This is a genomic window from Spirillospora sp. NPDC047279 (genome assembly GCF_040643285.1).
Taxonomy (GTDB): Bacteria; Actinomycetota; Actinomycetes; order Streptosporangiales; family Streptosporangiaceae; genus Spirillospora.
In genome coordinates this window covers 52,288-72,297 of the sequence record NZ_JBEYUA010000026.1, presented here as the reverse complement: position 1 = coordinate 72,297, position 20,010 = coordinate 52,288, and the positions used below count along the sequence as shown (strand labels likewise).

Genomic DNA, 20,010 nt, shown 5'->3' with positions numbered 1-20,010 from the left:
ATGTCCCATGGCCCCACGCCGATGGTCACGTCAGCGACGGTCATGTCTTCAGCTCCTTTCCGTTCGCAGGGCCGTCTCCGGCCCGACGGCTGTGACGTCGTCGAAATGGTCGTTCGAGAGACGGTCGAAGAGATTGCTCGGCCCGGGGACGCAGACCCGCCGCACGCCCAGTTCCCTCAGCGTGCGCACCGACTCCGGCCATCTCACGGGCCGTACGTACCCGTCGAGCAACATTCCGTGCATCTGATCGCCGCTCTCGGCGATCAGGCCGTCCTGGTCGGACACCACCGGCAGGACGGGATCGGCGAACCGGAACCGCGAGTACACCTCCTCGGCGAGGATCCGCCGCAGGTCGGCCAGGGCGCCGCAGTGCGTGGCCGGCCACATCGTGTAGAGCGGGACCCCGCCCGCCCGCCGCACGCGCTTCTTGAAACGGTCGACGGCCTCCTCGCGTACGCAGACCGCGTAGAAGTCGGCGGCGAGGTGGGACGACAGCTCGGCCCAGTCGCCCTCGTCGGCGTTCTCCGCCATCAGCCGCTCGAACCGTTCGGGCGGCGTGCGGAAGAAGAAGTGCGTGACGATGCGGCGCGGGTCGCCGGTGAAGTACGCGAGCTCGCGCCGCGCCGCGAGCGCGGCGAGCCGGAGGAGGTCGGGGTAGTCGAGCGAGCGGCTGTACGCCGTGGCCGCCATGCCGCCGAAGCTCGGCCCCGCGCAGACCGAGGGCCGCAGCCCGGCGTGGTCGGTGGCCCAGTCGGCGAGCGCCAGCGAGTTGACCACGAAGGCGAGCTGGGCGGCCTCGGAGTAGTCGGCGGTGCTGTCGCGGAACGCCTCCAGGAGGTCGTAGCCGAGGACCTCGGCGGCCACGGCCAGCCGCCGCCGCGCGTACGGGCTGCCGGTCATGAACGCGCCGACCGCGTCGAAGTTGGACGGCGCCATGCCGGGGAAGACCACGGCGGTCGGGCTCATGGCGTGCGCACCGCCGATCGCGCCGCCGGACCGGCACCGGAGACGCCGTTCGCGCCGTCCGCGCCGTCGACCCCGGGGCCGGCCTCGGCGGCGAGGTGGGCGCCGAGGTCGGCGGCGGTCAGGTACGCGTCGACCTCGAACGTGGCCGAGGTGAACTCCAGCGACTTACGGACGAAGTGGCCGGGCCCGATGATGGTCACCCGGTCGACGCCGAGCTCGGCCATCCGGCGCAGCCCCAGGTCCCAGTTGACGGTGTGCGTGTACTGCTCGACCAGCGCGCGATGGACCTCGTCCCGAGTGGTGAGCTCCGCGGCGTCCATGTTGCAGACGAGGGGGCAGCCGGGATCGCGAGGCGCGTCCAGGTGCCGGAACTCGGCCGCGAAACGGTCCTGCACCTCGGCCATCATCGGGTGGTGCGCGGGTGGCCCGTAGGGGATGAGCACCCCCAGGCCGCCGTGCTGGAGCGCGCGCTGGTTGAGCTCCTGGAGCGCGCTCACCGCGCCCGTCGCGATCATCTGGTCGTCCGCGGTGAACGCGCAGGGGCCGATCAGCCGCCCGTCGTCCGCCAGCGCCTCCATCGAGCCGCGCAGGCCGGGCAGGTCGACGTTGTAGTAGAAGGACACGCCGTACTCGCCGCCGCCGTAGACCTCCTCCTCGATGGTCGCCATCGTGTGCACCATCCGCGCGGCGTCGGCGAACGAGAGGCTCCCGGCGCAGTGCGCCGCGGTGATCTGCCCCAGGCTCAGCCCCGCCATGAGGAACGGCGGCGGGCGGTCGCCCCACACCAGCTCGAAGATCGCGGCGCTGAGCGCCAGCGAGGCCGGGCGCACGACCGGGCCGTGGTTGATCTCGTCGGGGTCGGGGCCGAGGAACCGGGCGGCCAGATCCAGCCCGACGGCCTCCGAGGCCTCGGCCATCCGGGTGCGGGCCAGCGGGACGGACTCGTACAGGTCGTGGTAGTCGCCGGGTTTCACATGGACTTGCGGGTTGAAGAGGACGGCGGTCCTGGACATGGCGGTCGGTCTCCTCGTGGGACTCGTGCTCCTCGTGGACTCATGCGGTCAGGCCGCCGTCGGCGACCAGCGTCTGCCCGGTCACGTAGCTCGACCTGCCGGTGGCGAGGAAGGCGGCGGCGTCGGCGATCTCGTCGGGCCGGCCCAGCCGTCCCATCGCGATCCGCGACGAGAACTCGGCCAGCCGTTCGTCATCGATGCGTTCGACCATGCCGGTGTCGGCGGTGTAGCCGGGGGCGACCGCGTTCACCCGCACCCCGTGCGGGGCGTACTCGCGGGCCAGCGCCTTGGTCATCCCGATCAGGCCGGCCTTGCTGGCGCAGTACGCGCTGAGGCCGTCGATGCCGGTCAGCCCCGCGATCGAGGCGATGTTGACGATCGAGCCGCTGCGCGCGACGAGCATGTAGAGCGACACGGCCTTCACGCAGTGGAACGTGCCGATCAGGTTGGTCTCGATGACGTCGGTCCAGTCCTCCACCGGGTTGGTGGGCAGCACCGCGCCGGCGATGCCCAGGGCGGCGTTGTTGACCAGGATGTCGATGCCGCCGTGCGCGGACGCGACGTCGCGCATCACGCCGGTGACGGCGGCGTAGTCGGTGATGTCGATCCGGCGGGCCTCGGCGACCGGGCAGGCCGTGTCCCGCAGCTCGTCGGCCACGTTCCGCGCCGACTCCTCGTCGGAGCGGTAGCCGACCACCACGGTGGCGCCGAGCTCGCCGCCGAGCCGGCGGCAGATCGCCGCGCCGATCCGGCTGGAGCCGCCGGTCACCAGCGCGACCTTGCCCTTCAGCTCGGTGCCCTGCGCGTCCATGAGTTCGTCAGCTCCTCTCCACCAGCCGCTTGAAGAGCTCGCCGGACCAGCGTTCGCGCATGACCCGCTGGAACTCCTCGACCGCGGCCTTCTTGTCGGATGCGGGGATGGTGTCCTCGACGTCGCCCCAGCCGTCGAGCGCGTAGTACTCCTCGCGCAGGACGGACGCCACGAGCGCGTCGTGGTACTCGCCGTCGAGGAAGAAGTAGTCGCGCAGCACGCCCTCGACGACGATGCCGGTGTTGAGCAGCATCGTGACGGTGCGCCGGTTGTAGAGCCCGACGACGAACTGCACGCGGTGGGCGTTGCACGAGTGGAACAGGTACTGGAGCACCAGGGCGCTGGCCTCCGCGCCGCAGCCGGAGTCCCAGTAGCCCGGATCGGCGATCAGCCCGCCGATCTCGTAGCTGCCGTGGTACATCTTCGTGCCCCACCGGACGAAGCCGATCGTGTCGCCGCTCTTGGTGAGCACCATCAGCAGCGAGTCGGATCCGGACGCCGCCCGGCGGGCGAGCTCGTCCGCCGAGTGGAACTCCGAACGGCCCGAGGCCAGCGAGGCCATGTTGCCGGGGCGCATCCAGCCGCTCACCAGCTCGAAGTCGGCCTTCTCCGGCGGACGGAGATCGACCAGATGGCCGTGCATCAGCCCTCCTCCCCGTTGAGGAAGGCGGTGATGGACCGCAGCGTGCGGAACGTGTCGGTCTTGATGGCGGCGAGCTCGATGTCGTACTCCTCCGCCAGCGCCGCGATGAACCTCAGCACGTCCATCGAGTCCAGGCCGTAGATCGACTGCGGGCCGAACAGCGGCTCGTCCGAGCCCAGGTCCTCGGGGCGGACGTCCAGGTCGTAGGTCTTCACGTACTTGTCGGCGATGATCTGCTCGTTCATGGCGGTGTCCCTTCTCAGAGGCGGGGGTCTGTCAGTGGCGGAGGCAGAGCGAGCCCCACAGGAATCCGGCGCCGATGGCGGACACGACGGTCAGGTCGCCGGCGCGCGCCCGGCCGCCGGCCAGCAGCTCGTGCAGGCCGAGGAAGATGGTCGCCGCGCCGGTGTTGCCCAGCCGGTCGACCGAGAGGGTGGCCTTGGAGAACGGCTGCCCGAGCTCGCGCATGGCCTCCTTGATGATGTTGAGGTTGGCCTGGTGGAAGACGAAGTGGTCGACCTCGCCCACGGCGTGGCCGGCCGCGTCCAGGACGGCCCGCACGCTGGCCGGCAGGTGCTCGGTGGCCTCCTTCCACACCGCGCGGCCGTCCATCTTGAGGAAGTGCCCGCCGCCCGCGGCGGTGTCCGGGCTGGAGGGGAGCCGCGAGCCGCCGGCCGGGATCTCGACGCTGTGCGACAGCTTGGAGCCGGCGTGCCAGGCCAGCAGCCCGCGCCCGGGACCGGTCCGGCTCAGCACGGCGGCCCCGGCGGCGTCGCCGAAGAAGACCCGGGTGCCGCGGTCGTCCGGGTCGGTCACGCGGGACAGGCACTCGGCGCCGATCACCAGGACGTTCTCCAGGCCCTGGTTCTGCAGCAGGTGCGCGGCGACCCACAACCCGTAGACGCCGCCCGCGCAGGCGGCCTGGTTGAGGTCGAGCGGCAGCGCGCGGTGGGCGCCGAGCCGTTCCTTGACCATCAGCGCGGTCGAGGGCAGCGGCTGGTCCTGGGTGAACGTGGAGATGATGATCGCGTCCAGCCGGGCGGCGCCGGTGCCGGCCTCGCGCAGGGCCTCCTCGGCCGCCGCCACGCACATGTCGGAGGTGGTCCTGCCGGGACGCAGGAAGCGCCGTTCGCGGATGCCGGTGCGGTCCCGGATCCAGGCGTCACTGGTGTCCAGCCCGCCCGCCACCAGGTCGTCGTTGGTCACCACCAGGTCGGGCTCGTGCACCCCGGTCCCGGTGATGCCGACCGGGAGTCCCAGCCGGCCGGTCGTGTGCTCGGTCATCTCTCCTCCTCGGGCGGCCGGGCCGCCGGGACGGGGCCGCCCTCTCGTGGCGTCGTGATGGCAGGGAGCCGCCGCGCGGAGGGCAGCGCCGTCAGCGCCAGCGCGGACAGCGCCAGCAGCCCGGCCAGCAGGGCGAACGTCGGGGCCGGCCCGGCCGCGTCGAACAGCAGCCCGCCGAGCAGCGGCCCGAACGGCTGGGCGGCGCCGGTGACGAACGTCGCCGCGCCGGCCACCCGGCCCTGCAGCGCGTCCGGGGTGAGCTGGATCTGGTAGGTGCCGAAGAGGGTGTTGAACACCGGGACCGTGAAGATCGCTCCGCACAGCAGCGCGGCCATCGCCCAGGTCCGGTCGCTCAGCAGGGCCAGGCCCGCGATCGTCGCCGCGAGCAGCCAGGCGCTCCCGAGGAGCACGGCGGGCGGCCGGAGGCGGCGGAGCAGGGCGGGCGCGGCGACGGCGCCGAGCAGCCCGCCCAGGCTGGCCGCCGACAGCGCGGTGCCGATCGTCGTGCCGCTCGCGCCGCCGTCCTCGGCCGCGGCCACGATCGCCAGCACGGCGGCACCGAAGACCAGGTTGGGTCCGACGGCCGCCAGCAGCAGCACGCGCAGCTCCGGTGTCCGCCGGATCCACCCGAACCCGTCATGGAAGATCGCCTGCAGCACCGCCCGTCCTCCGGCCCGCTCCTCCACGCCACCCGCCGGCGCGGCGACGCCGTTGCCGGCCGGGGCCGGGCGTTCGCGGAGGGGGCGGCGGATGGTGAGGACGGCCAGCGAGGCGAGCGCATGGGTGACCGCGTTGACGCCGAACGGAAGGCCGCGTCCGACGGCGAACAGCCACCCCCCGAGGGCCGGTCCGGCGAGCGCCGCCGCCTGCGCGCGCGCCTCGTTGCGGGCGAGCGCGGAGGACACCTGGGACGGGTGCACGATGTGCCGCAGCGCCCCGCGCTCGGCGAACCTGAACAGTTCGAGGCCGACACTGTCCACGACGGCCACCACGATCACGAGCCAGACCGGGACGGCCCCGGCGATGACCGCGACCGCCAGCGCGGCCATCGCCAGGGCCCGGACGGCTTCGCTGACCGCCATGGTCCGGCGCCGGTCCGCCCGGTCGCAGAACGCCCCGGCGGGCAGCCGTGCCGCCAGTCCGGCCGCGTACGCCGCGAAGCCGAGGACTCCGGCGAGCGCGGCCGTGCCGTGGACGGCCAGGATCAGCAGGGGGTAGGCGAGCAGCGCGATCTGGTTGCCCAGGTGGGCGACGCTCTGGCCGATCCAGAGGACCTGGAAGTCGCGGTTGCGGCGCAGCGGGACCGGAGCCGGGCCCCCTCCAGGGGGCCGGCCCTCCGTGACGGTCGCGAGGCCGCTCATGGCTCGGTCCTCAGCCCCGCCCGTCCAGGGCGGCGCCGGTGATCCCGCCGGTGGCGGCGTCCCGGGATCCGGCCTCGGCGGACAGCAGCAGCGGCCGCGCCGCGAGCGTTCCGTCCCGGCGCACGCTGGAGGCCTGCGGCCCGTACCCGCCGAACGGCTGGTTGCCGTCCTCGACGTCGAAGGTGGTGCGCTCCCGGCAGATCACCGCGCTGCCGAGCAGCTCCCCGGTGAGGCGGGGCTCGCCGAACACCGTGGCGTACATGCCGCGTTCGAGCTCGGCGGGCGTTCGCGCCCACTCCTGGATCTCGGCCACGTCGTCGTACGCGCAGACGCAGAAGACGGGGGAGAACAGCTCGGGCGGGCTGAAACCCTCGGCGGTCGGGAGGACCACGACGCTGGGGGCGACGTAGCCGTCCTCCGCGCGGACCTCGCCGCCGTGCACCAGGTGGTAGTGGTGCGCGTCCAGGAACTCGGCCGCGCCCTCCACGGCGTCCTCGTACACCAGGGGGGCGATCAGGGTGCCGGGCTTCCTGCGGTCTCCCACCGGCAGGGCGGCCAGGTGCGCGCGCAGCCGGTCCAGCAGCGGCCGGATCACCGACCGGTGCACGAACACCAGGTCGGTGCACAGGCAGTCCTGGCCGCTGTTGTAGAGCCGCGAGATCAGCAGGGCCCGGCAGACCTCGGCCGGGTCGGCGCCGGGGCCGATCACCATCGGGTTGGGCCCGGAGCCCATCAGCAGGAACAGCGGATCGGGCCCGACCCGCTCCATCACGTTGAGGCCGTTCTCGTACCGGCCGGTGAAGACGGTGGCGTCGGAGTCCGCGCAGACCTTGACGAAGTCACGCTGCGACGCCTCGGCGAGCCGGACGCGGCCGCGCAGCCACGGCAGCCGGTCGAGCATCACCTCGTGCAGCGCCAGCGCGGCCTCGCGGGTGCGCGCCGACGGCCTGATGGCCACCTCGTCGCTGTACATGGCGGGCACGAGCCCGAACAGCACGTACGAGTAGAAGACGTTGTTGGACGGCAGGAAGACCGCCACCCGGTCCAGCCGCCGCGGGTCGTTGCGGGCGATCTCCCAGGTCGCGCCGGACAACGTCCGGATCGCGCGGTGCAGCTCGTCGCGCGCCGCGTCGTACGGCGTGATCTCGGTGAGGACGTCGATCAGCCGGTCCTGGGAATCGAGCGTGGCGGCGACCAGGTCCATGGACCGGGCGTGCACCTGCTGGAGGTCCCGGCGCGGCGTCCTGCGGCCGGTGTCGGTGGCGCTGTCGGTGTCGGTGTCGGCGGTGGGGCCCGGCGGGGCGGTCGCGAACGCGTACATCACTGGTCTCCCATGAGGTCGAGCCCGCGCAGCCGGACCAGGGCGGTCGCCAGCCGTACGGCGAGGCCGGACCGTGCGCCCGGCTCGACGGGCTCACCGGTGTCGAGTTCGTGGATCAGGTCGGTGGCGCCGCGGGGCACCCGCAGCCGTACGCCGCGGGCGTACAGCTCGGTGTGCTCGGGACGGTCCGGGCCCGCCGGAACGTCGCGCAGCACCAGGGGGAAGGGGCGGGCCAGCCGGACCGTGCCCGACCGGACCGCGTCCTCGTCGACGTCCGGCAGCGGCAGAGGCGTGCCGGTGAAGCCGAGGTTGCTGCGCGTCCGCGCGGTATGGGACGCGACGGCGTCCGCCAGCCACGGCGCGAGCTCGGTCCGGGGCAGGTCGGCCCAGCCGAGGTCGGCGTAGTCGACGGGCTCGGGGACGAACGCCGGGTCGCGCACCGGATCGGCCCTCCCGTTGAGGAGGCCCTTCACGGCGTCGGCCGCGGCCTCCCGCAGGACGGTTCCGGCGTCGAGCTTCGACATCTCCAGGCCGACCGAGGCGGCCGGCTCGTCGGACTGGCCCACGTGGTACCAGGCGACGTTCAGCATCATGACGTCGCCGGGCTCCAGCTCGTGCGTGCGGGCGTGCTCGACGAGCCTTTCCGGCTCGTACGACGGCCGGCGCCGCCCGGTGAGGGCGCGGTACTCCTCGACGGGCCAGGAGTGGAACAGCTTGCGGCCGGGCCCGGCGTTGAAGTGGAAGACCCGCTCGGCGCGCCCCACGTCCTGGTGGACGCCGGACGGCGTGAAGCCGTAGTCGCCGATGAACAGCGAGATCCGGTAGTTGTGCTGCGGGAGGCCGAACTGCTCGCGTGCCGGGGTGAAGAACTCGGCGGCGCTCCTGGCCAGGCCCTCGTGCCAGCGTTCGGCCCCGTTGAGCATCACCGAGAACGGCAGGCCGTGGAAAAGCCGCCGGGCCCAGGGCACCAGCTCGTCACCGGGCTCCGGCGGCCGGTCCATGACGCGCGCCTTCAGCTCGGCGCGCCGGTTGCCCTCGGTGGTCACGTCGAGGGCGCGTGCCGCCACGGCGAAGTCGTCCGTGGTGACGTTGCGGAGGGTCTCGGCCAGGTCGCCGAGGTCGCAGATCGGCTCGTTCAGCGGATCGCGCAGGACGTGCGGGTACTCGAAGTCGCCGGTCAGCTCGGCGAACCGTTTCCACAGCCCGGCGTAGTCGTTGCCGGTGCCCCTGCCGTCGAGGCCGCCGCCGTCGGTGCCGCCGCCGTGGCTCATGACGCGCCCCCTTCCTCCAGGGCGTCCCGCAGGTCGGAGGCCAGCTCTCCCGGCGGGACGCGCCGCCGCGGGGCGTGCTCGTCGCGGACGGACTTCCAGACGCGTTCGCAGGGGAGATCGCCGAGGTGCTCCCGGACCAGCTCGGCGCGGGACGCCAGGAGCGCCGCCATCGCGTCGTCGGGCTCGTGGTGGAAGGCGAACGGCAGGGCCTGGCGCAGCGCGGGCTCGCGGGCGGCCAGTTCGGCGATCCGCCGGACGAGCACCTGTTCCCAGGTCACCGGCTTGACCGCGATCGACAGGTGCAGCGACGCCGCACCGGTGGCCTCGCCGACGTGCACGTAGCCGCGGGGGAGGTAGAGGCAGTCGCCCTCCTCCAGGAGGTGCTCGACCTCGTCGTCGAGCGGCACCGGCCGGTTGTTCCAGGGTTCGGTGGGCCACGGTTCGGCGGGCCGGCCGATCCGCCACCGCTTGGAGCCGTGCAGCTGGCGGATGAAGACGCTCGCCAGGTCGTAGTGCGGGGCGGCGCCCTGGGCTCCGGGAGGGGTCAGGAAGGCCGCCGCGTAGGTGGCATACCCGGTGGCCGCCTCGACGCCGCGGGTGAACGCGGCGACCTCGGGGCAGCAGGTCCGCACCTCCTCCAGCAGGATCGTGGTGCCGCGGCGCAGCTCGCCGGCCACCTTCGCCGGGTCGACCAGCCTCTCGGCGCGCGGGCCGCCGCGTTCGCGCGCCCGGGTCACCGTGCCCGGGTCGGGCTGGTCGCCGTCCCGCATGAGCCGGACGAACGACTCCACCAGGGGGGCGGACGCGAGCACCGACTCCATGCGGGCCAGCGAGAAGACGTCGTCGAACGGGCCCAGCCCGCGGCTGAGCAGCGGCCTCTCCTCCCAGCACGCGGCGAGCTCGGCCACGTCGTGCGCCAGGCGCGGCAGCGGTGCGGTCATGGTCTCGGACATCGCGATCAGTCCTGGGGGATCGGCAGCGTTCCGGCGGCGACCGCGCGCACCAGCCGCTGCTCCTGGGCGACCAGGTCGCGCAGCTCCGGTACGTCGGCCACCTGGAGCGGACGGGCCTGCCCGCCGGAGCGCAGCTTGCGCAGCGGCAGGTACAGCGAGCGGTCGAGGACCTTCTCGACGCGGGCGGCCAGCTCGGGCGTGCGCGCCGGATCCTCGATCGGCAGCAGCGCCCGCAGGGCGGTCACGGTGAGCGCCTCGTCGCCCAGCTCGCGGGCGAGGTCGAGCGCCCGCGCGTAGGCGGCGCGCGCCTGGTCGGTCCGGTCCTGAGCCCGCAGGAGGTCGCCCAGCTTGAGCAGGTAGGGGGCGGCGGCCGCGGCCTGGCCGAGCAGGGCGACCAGCCGCGGAGCGTGACCGAGGAGATCTCCGGCGAGATCGCGGGAGCGCCCGTCGGCGTGCGCGCCGTCCGCCAGATGGAGGCGGTACGCCTCGTGCAGGTCGAGCACCAGCTCGGCGTACGTGGGCTGGTCGGCCTCGTCGCCGTCCGGGCCCTGGACCGGAGCGCGGGGACCGGGGCCGTGCCCGTGCGCCTGAGCGATCTTCGCCGCCTCGGCGGTGTGCGGGACGCGGCGCAGCCGTTCGTTCCCGCCCCATCCGGCCGCCGCGTCGCCGAGCTCGCCGAACGCCCGGCCGCGGCAGTACGCCTTGGCGGACTCGACGACCTCGATCGTGTCGAGGAACAGCCGTACGGCGGAGCCGATCTCGCTGTCGCGCAGCCGTTCCAGGTCATCGCTTTCGAGCACGACCGGCCCCAGCGCGATGCGCGGCTCGAGCCGGTAGGGCAGGGCCATCCGGAAGTGCGTCATGGCCTCCTGCCAGCGGCCCTGGATGACGCGCAGCCGGCCGATGTTGATCCACGGCTGGAACGTCTGGGCGAGCGCCGACGTCGCGGTCTCCCGTTCGTGCCGCAGGACGGCGAGCACCTGGAGCTGGCGCAGGCACGACCGTTCGGCCTCGGCCAGGTCGCCGACCATGGCGATCATCAGCGCGCCGCGGTTGCAGGCGCGGGCGAGCGCCGGCACGTCGAAGGTTCCGCCGTCGAGCTGCCGGGCGATCTCGTCATGGCTCTGCCGTGCCCGGGTCCGTACGTCGATCTTGGGCAGGCGTTCCTCGGGGGAGAGGAACTCGCGCAACGGTGCGGTGATCATCGTGAGCCTCCCGCGGCGGCGGGCGAGGGGCGTCTGCGAGGTTTGCTGGCCTTGTACATCTGGCCCTCCCAGAAGGTCTCGATGTCCAGGTCGCCGCCGTGCTCGAAGAACTCGTTGGCCGCGGCCTCCCCGCCCGCCGGCGCCGTCCGCACGTCCACGCGCGCGGGGAGCCGGGCGAACGAGACGCGGTCGTCCTCGGTGACGGTGACGAGCCTGTTGTCGTAGGTGAACGCGACGCCCGAGGCCGCGTTCCCCGAGTTCCCCGCGCTCCCGGCGGTCGGCGGCGGTCGGAACAGGCGGCGGCCGGAGACGTTGTAGAGCTCGATCGGCCGGTCGCCCCCGTACCGCACGGCCAGCCACTCGCCGTTCTGCGCGACGGTCAGCCCGCGGACTCCGGCGCCGAGACCGGCCTGGTAGATCGTGCGCGGCGGCCACGGCTCGACCCGCACCATCAGGGTGCGCGCGTCGCCGCCGGGGTGCGCGAGCCACAGCGCCCCGAGCACCTCGTCGTAGACGGCCGTCGCCGGATCGGCCCACGCGTCGTCGCGGGCGGCCTGCGCCTCGTCCGCGAACCGGGTGAACGAGCCGTCGCGGGTCAGCACCAGCAGCGACCTGCGCCGGTGCTGCCACGCCATGCACACGGGCTCGGCGGGCAACGCCGCCCGCTCCCGCCACCTTCCGTCGTAGGTCAGGAGGGCGTCGCCGGTGCAGGCCGCGATCAGCCCGCCCGCCGCGCCGACCTCGCGGGCGCCGTCCGGGAGCGGGATCGCGTCACCGGACCCGACGCCCCCCGCGGTCCACCGGAGCGGAACGACGGTGCCGTCCCCGACCACCAGGAACTCACCGGCCGTTCCACCCGGAACGACCGACCGCGCGCCCTCCGGCCCGTCCGCCTCGTGCACCCGCGGCGGGGTCTCGTCGAGGTCGGCCACCTTCGGCACGCCTCCGGGCCCGATCCAGGCCATCACCCTGGCGTCGGTGTCGAGGGTCAGCCTCCGCTCAGCCATGGCTCGCCCCCGCCGGAGTGCGCTGCAGGTCGGTGTAGGTCTGCAGGTTCGGGCCGATCCACACCTTCTGCGGCGGGCACGGCCGCACGCCGTCCTGGATCCGGATCAGCGGGCAGTGCGCGCCCTGGCAGGACGGGCGGAAGAAGCACGACCGGCAGCCCTCGTCGTGGGCGTCGTCGTTGTCGGTCCACAACCGCATCAGGTCGTCGTTCAGCTTGAGCTCGCCCTCGGGGGTGAGCCGGCCGACCATGTTCTTGGCGTCCCGCAGCGCGACCGTGCACTTGCCGATCACGCCGTTCGGGCGGATCAGGAACGACCACGGGTTGGCCGCGTAGCACACGCTGCCGCCCGGCCGGAGGGTGCGCAGGTCGCCACCGGCCAGCGCGTGGCCGTGCGCCTGCATGTTGAGGTCGAGCTTGGCCAGCTCCGCCTCGCGGCCGGAGCACGCCTCGATGTCCTCGTCCTGCGGCCCGCCCCACCGGCCCACCGGCCTGAAGATCACCGCGAACCGTTCGTCCCGGGCCGCGATGTCGCCGAGCTCGGCGACCAGCTCCGGGACGCTGCCGACGTTGGCGGGGGAGAAGTTGGTGCGCAGCAGCGCGCGGAAGTCGAGATCCCCCGCGGCCATCGCGCGGATGTTGGTCATGATGTCGTCGAACGTGGAGCCGCCGCCCATCAGCGGCCGGCTCCCGTCATGGGCGTGCTTCGGTCCGTCCAGGGTGATCTGGAACTGCCGGACGCCCAGCTCGACACAGCGCGCCGCGACGTCCTCGGTCAGCAGGTACCCGTTGGTCGTCATCCCGGCCTGGTAGTCGATGCCGGTCTCGGCGGCGAACTCCGTGAAGAACTCGCTCAGCTCCTCGATCACGTCGAACGCGACCAGCGGCTCGCCGCCGAACCAGGAGATCGACAGCGACCTCAGGTCGTGCCGCTCCCGCCGGTGCCGGACCAGCCGGCGCACGCCCTCGCGCACCCCGGACAACATGCGGCCGAGCGAGAAGTCCTCGTAGCAGTACGTACAGCGGAAGTTGCAGGCCTCGGTCGGCATCAGGATGAGCTCCAGCCGGTCGGTCCGGCTGACGCGCCCGTCCCTGAGCTCCCGCGCGTCCGCGTCCTCGTCGTGACCGTCCTCGACCAGGAAGCCGCGCTCCGCCAACCCGGTCACGAGGTCGGCGTCCGCGTCCGCGGTGATCCGCGCGTTCCGGTTGTGCAGCAGGTCGTGCACCCGCCCGGCGACGGGCTCGCGCACGTAGAAGACGCTGCCGCGCATCGAGTTGTACAACACCGAACCACCGGCCGAGTGCGGTGTCATCACCGTGAAGCGCGAGGGCCGGTAGACCTTGGGGGCGCCCATCCCGATTCCTTTCGCCATGCGAACTCGTCCGTGGTGGTTCACTGGTGAGGGCGGGTGCGGCAGCTGGAATGCCGCACCCGCCCTTCGGTCGCGCACTTCGCTGCTGGTCGCCGGACCGAGCGCGGTCCCTATCGACGGACCGGTCTGAGCTCGTGGCCCCGGGGACGGGTCACGTCCTCACGGCCGTTCGGCCCTGGTGCTCGTGGTGAGGGTCCGCGTGGCGCGGGCGACCGGACCCTGCGGTCAGCAGCCGAAGTCGATGCTCGAAACCTCGTCGGTCTCCGGCGTCTCCACCACGATCTCCTCGAAAGCCTCCATGAGTCACACCTCCTTCAGCGATCTCGGGGGTCAGTGCGCCTCCGGTGACCGAGCCGTTCCGGAGCTTGTCCCTCCGGGCGATCCGGCTTGCGAATAACGCACGAACAGGACGCTATTGGCTCGATTGCACGGAAAAGTCAGCCTCCAAGCTGAAATAGCGGTACTCCGGTCCGCCCGGCCCCCGTACTCCGAACGAACTACGCCGCAAGCAGGACCGTGCGTCCTCCACCCCGCCTGACCAGCCCTTCCTTCAACCCCGGGGTGGGGGAGCGGGTTCTCAGGCGGTCCCGGTTCCGGGCGACCGCGTCGGGAGCGAAGGCGTCGATTTGCGCGAAGCGCTTGTGAGTACCCGCCCTGCCGCGATCGCCGACCGAACCGCAGGACGGCGTGACGGGCGCCTGAAGATCTACACCAGCCTGGACCCGCGCCGAGTTCGCCGAACGCGGCCTGGCGCCCACCAATCTGTCCCGGCTGGCGGCCGACAGCGGGACCGTCACCTCACCGCTGGTCCCCTGGAACTCCTGCGGGGCGTTCATGGGCGCCGTGCTGGGCGTTTCGACGCTCAGCTACCTGCCCTTCTGCTTCTTCAACATCTTCAGCCCCCTGCTGAGCGTGCTCTACGGGTTCACCGGCTTCAAGGTCGAACGCACGGCCGTCAGCTCGCGGGCAGGGCATCGATCAGGACCTGAAGGCGGCGCGGATCGAAGTGGTCCTGGTAGGCGCTGATCAGGCCCTCCTCGAACCGGAAGACCGCGATGACCGGGCCGGCCGCGATGCACCCGACACCTTGATCGCATACGGTACAGACGCGTCTGAACGATCACGTAGGCCAAACGTTGCGGTCGGGCCCCGGCATGGGGACCGGCCGGTTCGTCCTTGATCAGCTCGCGGGCAGAGCCGATCCTTCAGAGAGCAGGCGACGTGAACAACGGCTACGAACTCCAGCGAACCGACGCCAAAGGTGAAGGAGTGTTCGCCACCCGGTCCTTCCGGGTCGGTGAGACGGTGATGGTCGGTGTCATCGACCGCGAACTCGACCACAACCACGCCCACGCCTCCCAGGTCAGCGAGACGCGGTTCGTGCAGCACGGCGGGCTCATCGCCAAGGTGAACCACTCGTGCGACCCGAACTGCGGAATTCGCCCCAACGCCGGCGGCGCCCACGACTACATCGCACGCCAGCCGATCCGCGCAGGCCAGGAGATCACCTTCGACTACGCCATGCGGAACTACTCGGTCGAGCACTTCGCCGCCCACTGCCGATGCGGCTCATCCCGCTGCCGCGATCGCATCACCGGCTGGAAGGACCTGCCCGCCGCACGCAAGGCCGACTACCACGGTTGCGTCGCCCCCTACCTCACCGTCATCGACCAGCGAGCCGTCCGACAGGGGGCCGGCGAACCCGCCGGGGCCGGGCCGGCGGCGCCTCACCAGGCCGCCCAGATCCTCAAGGTCGCTCGCGAGGCCAGCACCTAGAAACCCGACGCCCACGACGAGTTCGACGGCGGACCCGACGACGACCTCCACGGGTTGACCGGCCCGCTTCGCCCCTGAGCGGTACGGCTGTGGGGCAGGCCCCCGAGAGCGGCCCCACAGCCATGCCGCCGATCGCGCGGGCCATGGCTTCATCGCCCCCGACGGCGGCTGGTCGGCCGCCGCCGGTGAACACCGGCAGCACCGAGCCTTGACATCCCCTCCGGGCACGAATGTAATCAGCAATTACATTGCTCTCCTTCGCGCCGCGCAACCTCGAACGGGAGACCACGGCCCATGAGTACGGAGCACGGTATCGACGGGCAGCGGATCACGTCTTTCCAGCGTGACGGCCTGGTGTTCGACGTCGTCGACCAGGGACCGGTCGACGGGGACGTCGTAGTGCTCCTGCACGGGTTTCCCCAGACGGCGATCTCCTGGGACCGGCTCGCGCCGCTGCTGCACGCCGAGGGTTATCGCACCCTTGCGCCCGACCAGCGTGGGTACTCGCCGAGGGCCCGCCCGCGCGGCAGGTACGCCTACCGCCTGTCCGCACTCACCGACGACGTTCTCGCCCTCATCGAGGCGGCCGGAATCGACGGCCGCAAGGTGCATCTCGTCGGGCACGACTGGGGCGCGTCGGTCGCCTGGACGCTGGCCGCCGGCCGTCCCGACGCGGTCGCCACCCTGACCGCGTTGTCGGTCCCGCACCCGGCCGCCTTCATGCGCGCCCTCTTCACCAGCCGCCAGTTCGTGCAGTCGTGGTACATGTTCTTCTTCCAGCTCCCCTGGCTGCCCGAGCTGGCCGTGCGGTGGATCGTCACAAGCGCCAGATCACGCTTCATCGCCGGGGTGGCGGCCGGCGGCCAGACCGAGGCCAACGCCGCCAGGGACGCCGACTTCCTGGTGAACACGGGCGCGCTCACCCCGGCGCTCAACTGGTACCGAGGCATGCCGTTCAACCCGCCGGGACGGCTCACCAAGGTCACCGTCCCCACACTGTTCATCTGGGGCGACAAGGACCCCGCGCTCGGCCCCACCGGCGCGAAGCTCACCCGCCGGTATGTCACCGGCCCGTACACCTTCCGCACGCTGCCCGGCATCGGCCACTGGATGCCGGAACAGGCCGCCCCCGAAGTAGCCGCCCTCCTGAACGACCACCTCACCCACTGACCCAGAGCCAGGTGGCGGAGATCAGCCCGCCGTGCCGGCTCTCACTCCCCGCCTCCGTTCGGACGTGGGCGGTGTCGGCTGAGGTCTTCCCAGTTGGACCAGTCTCCGTTCCGTGTGACCTGCCAGAGGTCACAGGCGACGCCGAACAGCCGGACGATCCGCGGCGACACGTCCGCGCTCCTCGTCGGCGCGGACGACACCGTCGTGGAGCACCTGCCCGCCGACTCCGTCTGAGCGACCTGCGGGACGCCTAGGTGGGGTTTGGACGGGTACGGGCGGGCGCATGAGCGTCTACGGAATACACGCCTCCCACGAGCAGGTGCATCCGAGCGTGCTGCTCGAAGCGATGGAGCGAGCCGAGCAGGCGGGATTCACCGCGGCGATGTCGTCGGACCACTTCTCGCCGTGGAGCGCCCGGCAGGGGCAGTCGGCCTTCGCCTGGTCGTGGCTCGGCGCCGCGCTGCAAGCCACCGGACTGCCGTTCGGCGTGGTGAACGCGCCGGGGCAGCGCTATCACCCGGCGATCATCGCGCAGGCGATCGGCACGCTCGGGGCGATGTATCCGGGCCGGTTCTGGGCGGCGCTCGGGAGCGGCGAGGCCAGCAACGAGCACATCACCGGCGGCGGCTGGCCGCGCAAGGACGTGCGCATGGCGCGGCTCCTGGAGTGCGTCGAGATCATCCGGGCCCTGCTGGCGGGGGAGGAGGTCAGCCACGACGGCCTCGTGACCGTCGACCGGGCCAGGTTGTGGACGCTGCCGGAGACCGTGCCCAAGCTCGTCGGCGCGGCGGTGAGCGTGGACACCGCCCGCTGGTGCGCCGGCTGGGCGGACGGCCTCATCACGGTGAACGCCCCGCCCGAGACCCTCGCCCGCATCGTGGACGCCTACCGTGGCGACGGCGGCCGGGGCCCCGTCAACCTTCAGGTTCACCTGAGCTGGGCGCCGGACGAGGACGAGGCGTTCCACCTCGCGCACGACCAGTGGCGCAGCAACGTGTTCGCGCCGCCGGTGCCCTGGGACCTGGAGACGGCCGAGCAGTTCGACGAGGTGTCCAGGCACGTGACGCCGCAGCAGGTCGCCCGGGCGGTCAACGTCTCGGCGGACCTCGGCCGGCACGTCGCCTGGCTGCACGAGTACGCCGAGCTCGGCTTCGACGGCGTCTACCTCCACCATGTCGGCCAGGAACTCGACCGCTTCATCGACGCCTTCGGTGCGAAGGTGCTGCCCCAGCTCACGGAGGGATCACGATGAAGCTGACCCTGACGTCCGACGTCTGGTGGAAGAACGCGTTCGTCTACTGCGTGGACGCGGAGACGTTCAAGGACGGCGACGGTGACGGCTGCGGCGACTTCCGCGGGCTCACCCAGCAGATCGACCACCTCGACCGGCTCGGCGTCACGTGCGTCTGGCTGATGCCGTTCTATCCGACGCGGGAACGCGACGACGGCTACGACATCGTCGACTTCTACAGCGTGGATCCGAGGCTCGGCACGCTCGGCGACTTCGTGGAGTTCATGCGGACGGCCCGCGACCGCGGCATCCGGGTGATCGCCGATCTGGTGGTCAACCACACCTCGGTGGAGCACCCCTGGTTCGTCAGCGCGCGGGAGAGCCGCGACTCCCCGTACCGCGACTGGTACGTCTGGGCCGACGAGCCGGACGAGGACGGGCCGCAGGGGGTCACGTTCCCCGACGAGGAGAAGAGCCTCTGGCAGTACGACGAGCGGACGGGCCAGTACTACTTCCACCGCTTCTACAAGCAGCAACCCGACCTCAACATCACCAACCCGGCCGTGCGGGACGAGATCGCGCGGATCGTGGGGTTCTGGATGGAGCTCGGGCTGTCGGGGTTCCGGGTGGACGCGGTGCCGTTCATGCTGGAGACCAAGGGCCAGCCCGACGCGGAGCGCCTGCCCGACCCGCACGACTACCTCGCCGACCTGCGCTCGTTCATGACCCGCCGCAACGGCGAGTCCGTGCTGCTGGGCGAGGTCAACCTCACCTACCCCGAGACGATGCCCTTCTACGGCGAGGGCCGCGACGAGCTGACGATGTGCTTCGACTTCATCGGCATGGAGCGGTTCTACCTCTCCCTGGCCCGGGGCGACACCGGGCCTCTGGAGGGGGCGCTGCGCGAGCGTCCCGCCGCGCCGCGGGACGCGCACTGGGCGACGTTCATCCGCAACCACGACGAGCTGACGCTGGACAAGCTCACCGACGACGAACGCCGGGAGGTCTTCGACGCCTTCGGGCCCGACGAGCAGATGCAGCTGTACGGGCGGGGGCTGCGGCGGCGGCTGCCCACCATGCTCGGCGGCGACATGCGGCGCATCAGGATGGTCTACAGCCTGCTGTTCTCCCTGCCGGGCACACCGGTGCTCTTCTACGGGGAGGAGATCGGTATGGGGGAGGACCTGGACGGAAAGGGCAGGTTCGCCGTCCGCACCCCCATGCAGTGGCGGCCCGGCTCGACGGCGGGATTCTCCACCGCCGACCCGTCCCGCTTCCCGGGCCCGGTCGTCAGCGGCGACTACGGCCCGGACCAGGTCAACGTGGCCGGGCAGCGCGGAGATCCCGGCTCGCTGCTCTCGTGGATCAGCATGCTGGCCGAGCGGTACCGCGAGACCCCGGAGTTCGCCTGGGGCGAGTACTCCGTGCTGGACACCGGGGAGCCCGCCGTGCTCGCCATCGAGTTCCGTACCGACGACGCCCTGCTGGTGACCGTGCACAACTTCGCAGACGGCCCCGCCGAGGTCGACCTCGACGTTCCGGGCCTGGCCGACTCGTCCACGCTGGCCGACCTTCTCGGCGACTGGACGACCGAGCCCGCCTCGAAGGAACGCGTCAAGGTGAGCCTGGACGCCTACGGCTGCCGCTGGCTACGCCGTTCGTGACCGCACGAGGGTGGCGGGGACCCCGTCAGTCGCCGAGCACCTCGCGCAGGCGCACCACGGCGGGGCGTGACTCCAGGTGGAGGCGCGTGATGTCGAGACCCTCGTCCCCGAGGATGACCAGCAACTCGGAACCGGCGATCGCGTAGACCACGATGTGGCCGCTCTGGCAGCGGGTGACCACCTCCCGGAGTTCGCCCATGCCGACCTCCTTGCTGGTGCTCTTGCCCAGGCCCAGCGCCGCGGCGGCGAGAGCGGCGAGGACGTCGGGCCGTACCTCGTCGGTGTCCGATGCGATCAGCATGCCGTCGACGGAGGCGACGGCGCTGTCGGTCAAGCCGGTGACCTTGTCGCGCAGCGAATGGAGTTCCGCGAGCACGGTCTGGACGAGCGTCCCTGAAATGGACACGGGCGACTGCCCCCCGGTGTTGGTGAAGCGCGTGAAGACCACCTCCAGCCGCCGCGGCATGCGGTGACCGGAGGGAACGAACGGAGTGTGCTGTGGCGCGGGCGGCCCGTATCCGGCGCCCGCGAGGCCCCTGCCTAGAGGCTCAGCGAGTGGTCGATGCTGCGGAGGTTGTGGCGCGCGAGGGCGAGGTTGGCCCGGGAGCGGTCCAGCGCGAGGTACAGGAAGAGCCGGCTGCCACCGCGCTCGAGCACGCGGATCAGGTGGTACTGGTTGTCGAGCGTGATCAGGATGTCCTCGATGGAATCCTTGATCCTGAGCGCCTCGAGCGTACGGACCTTGGCCCTGATGACCTCGGTGTTGCCGGCCGAGGCGATTTCAAGGTCGAACTCGTGGCCTCCTCCGATCGATCCGAGCGACATGCCGCTCTCATAGTCGACGAGCGCGGCGCCGATGGCGCCTTCGGTGGCCATGGCCTCCTTGAGCGCGGCTTCGATGTTCACCCATGTCCCCTTCGTCTGAGCTCCACCGGCGGGTCCGGTCGTCTCCTGCCGGTGAC

General features: G+C 72.0%; 19 protein-coding genes and 1 pseudogene. 5 read left to right on the top strand and 15 right to left on the bottom strand.

From position 1 onward, the window contains the following. Positions 1-48 precede the first annotated feature (48 nt). The 13 genes from ABZ810_RS43230 to ABZ810_RS43170 are packed head-to-tail and all read right to left on the bottom strand — an operon-like array spanning position 49 to position 13,207. Positions 49-966, bottom strand: a complete 918-nt coding sequence (locus ABZ810_RS43230) for an ACP S-malonyltransferase (RefSeq protein ID WP_358413193.1) — start codon at positions 964-966, stop codon at positions 49-51. Continuing rightward, complete coding sequence (locus ABZ810_RS43225; RefSeq protein ID WP_358413191.1) at positions 963-1,979, bottom strand: ACP S-malonyltransferase; 1,017 nt, start codon at positions 1,977-1,979, stop codon at positions 963-965. Before ABZ810_RS43225 ends, ABZ810_RS43230 begins: the two co-directional genes overlap by 4 nt. A 40-nt stretch (positions 1,980-2,019) precedes the next feature. Continuing rightward, entirely contained in the window at positions 2,020-2,790 is a 771-nt protein-coding gene (locus tag ABZ810_RS43220; protein WP_358413189.1) for a 3-oxoacyl-ACP reductase family protein, read from the bottom strand. Positions 2,791-2,797: 7 nt separating this feature from the next. Continuing rightward, positions 2,798-3,433: a GNAT family protein gene (locus tag ABZ810_RS43215; RefSeq protein ID WP_358413187.1), complete on the bottom strand. Its 636-nt coding sequence runs from the start codon at positions 3,431-3,433 to the stop codon at positions 2,798-2,800. After that, on the bottom strand, positions 3,433-3,678 hold the full coding sequence (locus tag ABZ810_RS43210; protein ID WP_358413186.1) for a phosphopantetheine-binding protein: 246 nt from the start codon (positions 3,676-3,678) through the stop codon (positions 3,433-3,435). Before ABZ810_RS43210 ends, ABZ810_RS43215 begins: the two co-directional genes overlap by 1 nt. Positions 3,679-3,709: 31 nt before the next feature. Continuing rightward, the gene (locus ABZ810_RS43205) at positions 3,710-4,717 is read right to left on the bottom strand and encodes a ketoacyl-ACP synthase III (protein WP_358413184.1); all 1,008 of its coding nucleotides are present in this window, start codon (positions 4,715-4,717) and stop codon (positions 3,710-3,712) included. Beyond that, a complete protein-coding gene (locus ABZ810_RS43200) occupies positions 4,714-6,078 on the bottom strand; it encodes an MFS transporter (protein ID WP_358413182.1) in 1,365 nt (454 codons plus the stop codon). The genes ABZ810_RS43205 and ABZ810_RS43200 overlap by 4 nt, the downstream gene beginning before the upstream one ends. Before the next feature lie 10 nt (positions 6,079-6,088). Beyond that, a complete protein-coding gene (locus ABZ810_RS43195; protein ID WP_358413180.1) occupies positions 6,089-7,399 on the bottom strand; it encodes an aldehyde dehydrogenase family protein in 1,311 nt (436 codons plus the stop codon). Further along, positions 7,399-8,670 carry a hypothetical protein gene (locus tag ABZ810_RS43190; RefSeq protein ID WP_358413179.1) on the bottom strand — a complete coding sequence of 424 codons (1,272 nt, stop codon included), beginning with the start codon at positions 8,668-8,670 and terminating at the stop codon, positions 7,399-7,401. The genes ABZ810_RS43195 and ABZ810_RS43190 overlap by 1 nt, the downstream gene beginning before the upstream one ends. Beyond that, a complete protein-coding gene (locus ABZ810_RS43185) occupies positions 8,667-9,623 on the bottom strand; it encodes a cupin domain-containing protein (protein ID WP_358413177.1) in 957 nt (318 codons plus the stop codon). Before ABZ810_RS43185 ends, ABZ810_RS43190 begins: the two co-directional genes overlap by 4 nt. Positions 9,624-9,628: 5 nt before the next feature. Further along, the gene (locus tag ABZ810_RS43180; RefSeq protein ID WP_358413175.1) at positions 9,629-10,828 is read right to left on the bottom strand and encodes a hypothetical protein; all 1,200 of its coding nucleotides are present in this window, start codon (positions 10,826-10,828) and stop codon (positions 9,629-9,631) included. Then, on the bottom strand, positions 10,825-11,835 hold the full coding sequence (locus tag ABZ810_RS43175; RefSeq protein WP_358413173.1) for a hypothetical protein: 1,011 nt from the start codon (positions 11,833-11,835) through the stop codon (positions 10,825-10,827). Before ABZ810_RS43175 ends, ABZ810_RS43180 begins: the two co-directional genes overlap by 4 nt. Further along, positions 11,828-13,207 carry a radical SAM protein gene (locus ABZ810_RS43170; RefSeq protein ID WP_358413171.1) on the bottom strand — a complete coding sequence of 460 codons (1,380 nt, stop codon included), beginning with the start codon at positions 13,205-13,207 and terminating at the stop codon, positions 11,828-11,830. The genes ABZ810_RS43175 and ABZ810_RS43170 overlap by 8 nt, the downstream gene beginning before the upstream one ends. Before the next feature lie 744 nt (positions 13,208-13,951). On the opposite strand from ABZ810_RS43170, the pseudogene ABZ810_RS43165 reads away from it, so the two are divergent. The 5 genes and pseudogenes from ABZ810_RS43165 to ABZ810_RS43145 all read left to right on the top strand — a co-directional run. After that, positions 13,952-14,233 (top strand): annotated as a pseudogene (locus ABZ810_RS43165) (Na+/H+ antiporter NhaC family protein); the annotation flags it as partial. Positions 14,234-14,476: 243 nt separating this feature from the next. Further along, a complete protein-coding gene (locus ABZ810_RS43160; protein ID WP_358413169.1) occupies positions 14,477-14,983 on the top strand; it encodes an SET domain-containing methyltransferase in 507 nt (168 codons plus the stop codon). A gap of 294 nt (positions 14,984-15,277) precedes the next feature. Next, a complete protein-coding gene (locus tag ABZ810_RS43155; RefSeq protein WP_358413167.1) occupies positions 15,278-16,153 on the top strand; it encodes an alpha/beta fold hydrolase in 876 nt (291 codons plus the stop codon). 283 nt (positions 16,154-16,436) lie between these two features. Beyond that, on the top strand, positions 16,437-17,405 hold the full coding sequence (locus ABZ810_RS43150; protein WP_358413165.1) for a TIGR03885 family FMN-dependent LLM class oxidoreductase: 969 nt from the start codon (positions 16,437-16,439) through the stop codon (positions 17,403-17,405). Then, positions 17,402-19,048, top strand: coding sequence for an alpha-amylase family protein (locus ABZ810_RS43145; RefSeq protein ID WP_358413163.1), 1,647 nt, complete (start codon positions 17,402-17,404; stop codon positions 19,046-19,048). Before ABZ810_RS43150 ends, ABZ810_RS43145 begins: the two co-directional genes overlap by 4 nt. Before the next feature lie 25 nt (positions 19,049-19,073). Here the strand turns inward: ABZ810_RS43145 and ABZ810_RS43140 are convergent, their stop codons facing one another. Both ABZ810_RS43140 and ABZ810_RS43135 read right to left on the bottom strand, forming a co-directional pair. After that, a complete protein-coding gene (locus ABZ810_RS43140) occupies positions 19,074-19,514 on the bottom strand; it encodes a roadblock/LC7 domain-containing protein (RefSeq protein ID WP_358413161.1) in 441 nt (146 codons plus the stop codon). A 74-nt stretch (positions 19,515-19,588) separates the two neighbouring features. Further along, entirely contained in the window at positions 19,589-19,954 is a 366-nt protein-coding gene (locus tag ABZ810_RS43135; protein ID WP_358413159.1) for a hypothetical protein, read from the bottom strand. Positions 19,955-20,010 lie beyond the last annotated feature (56 nt).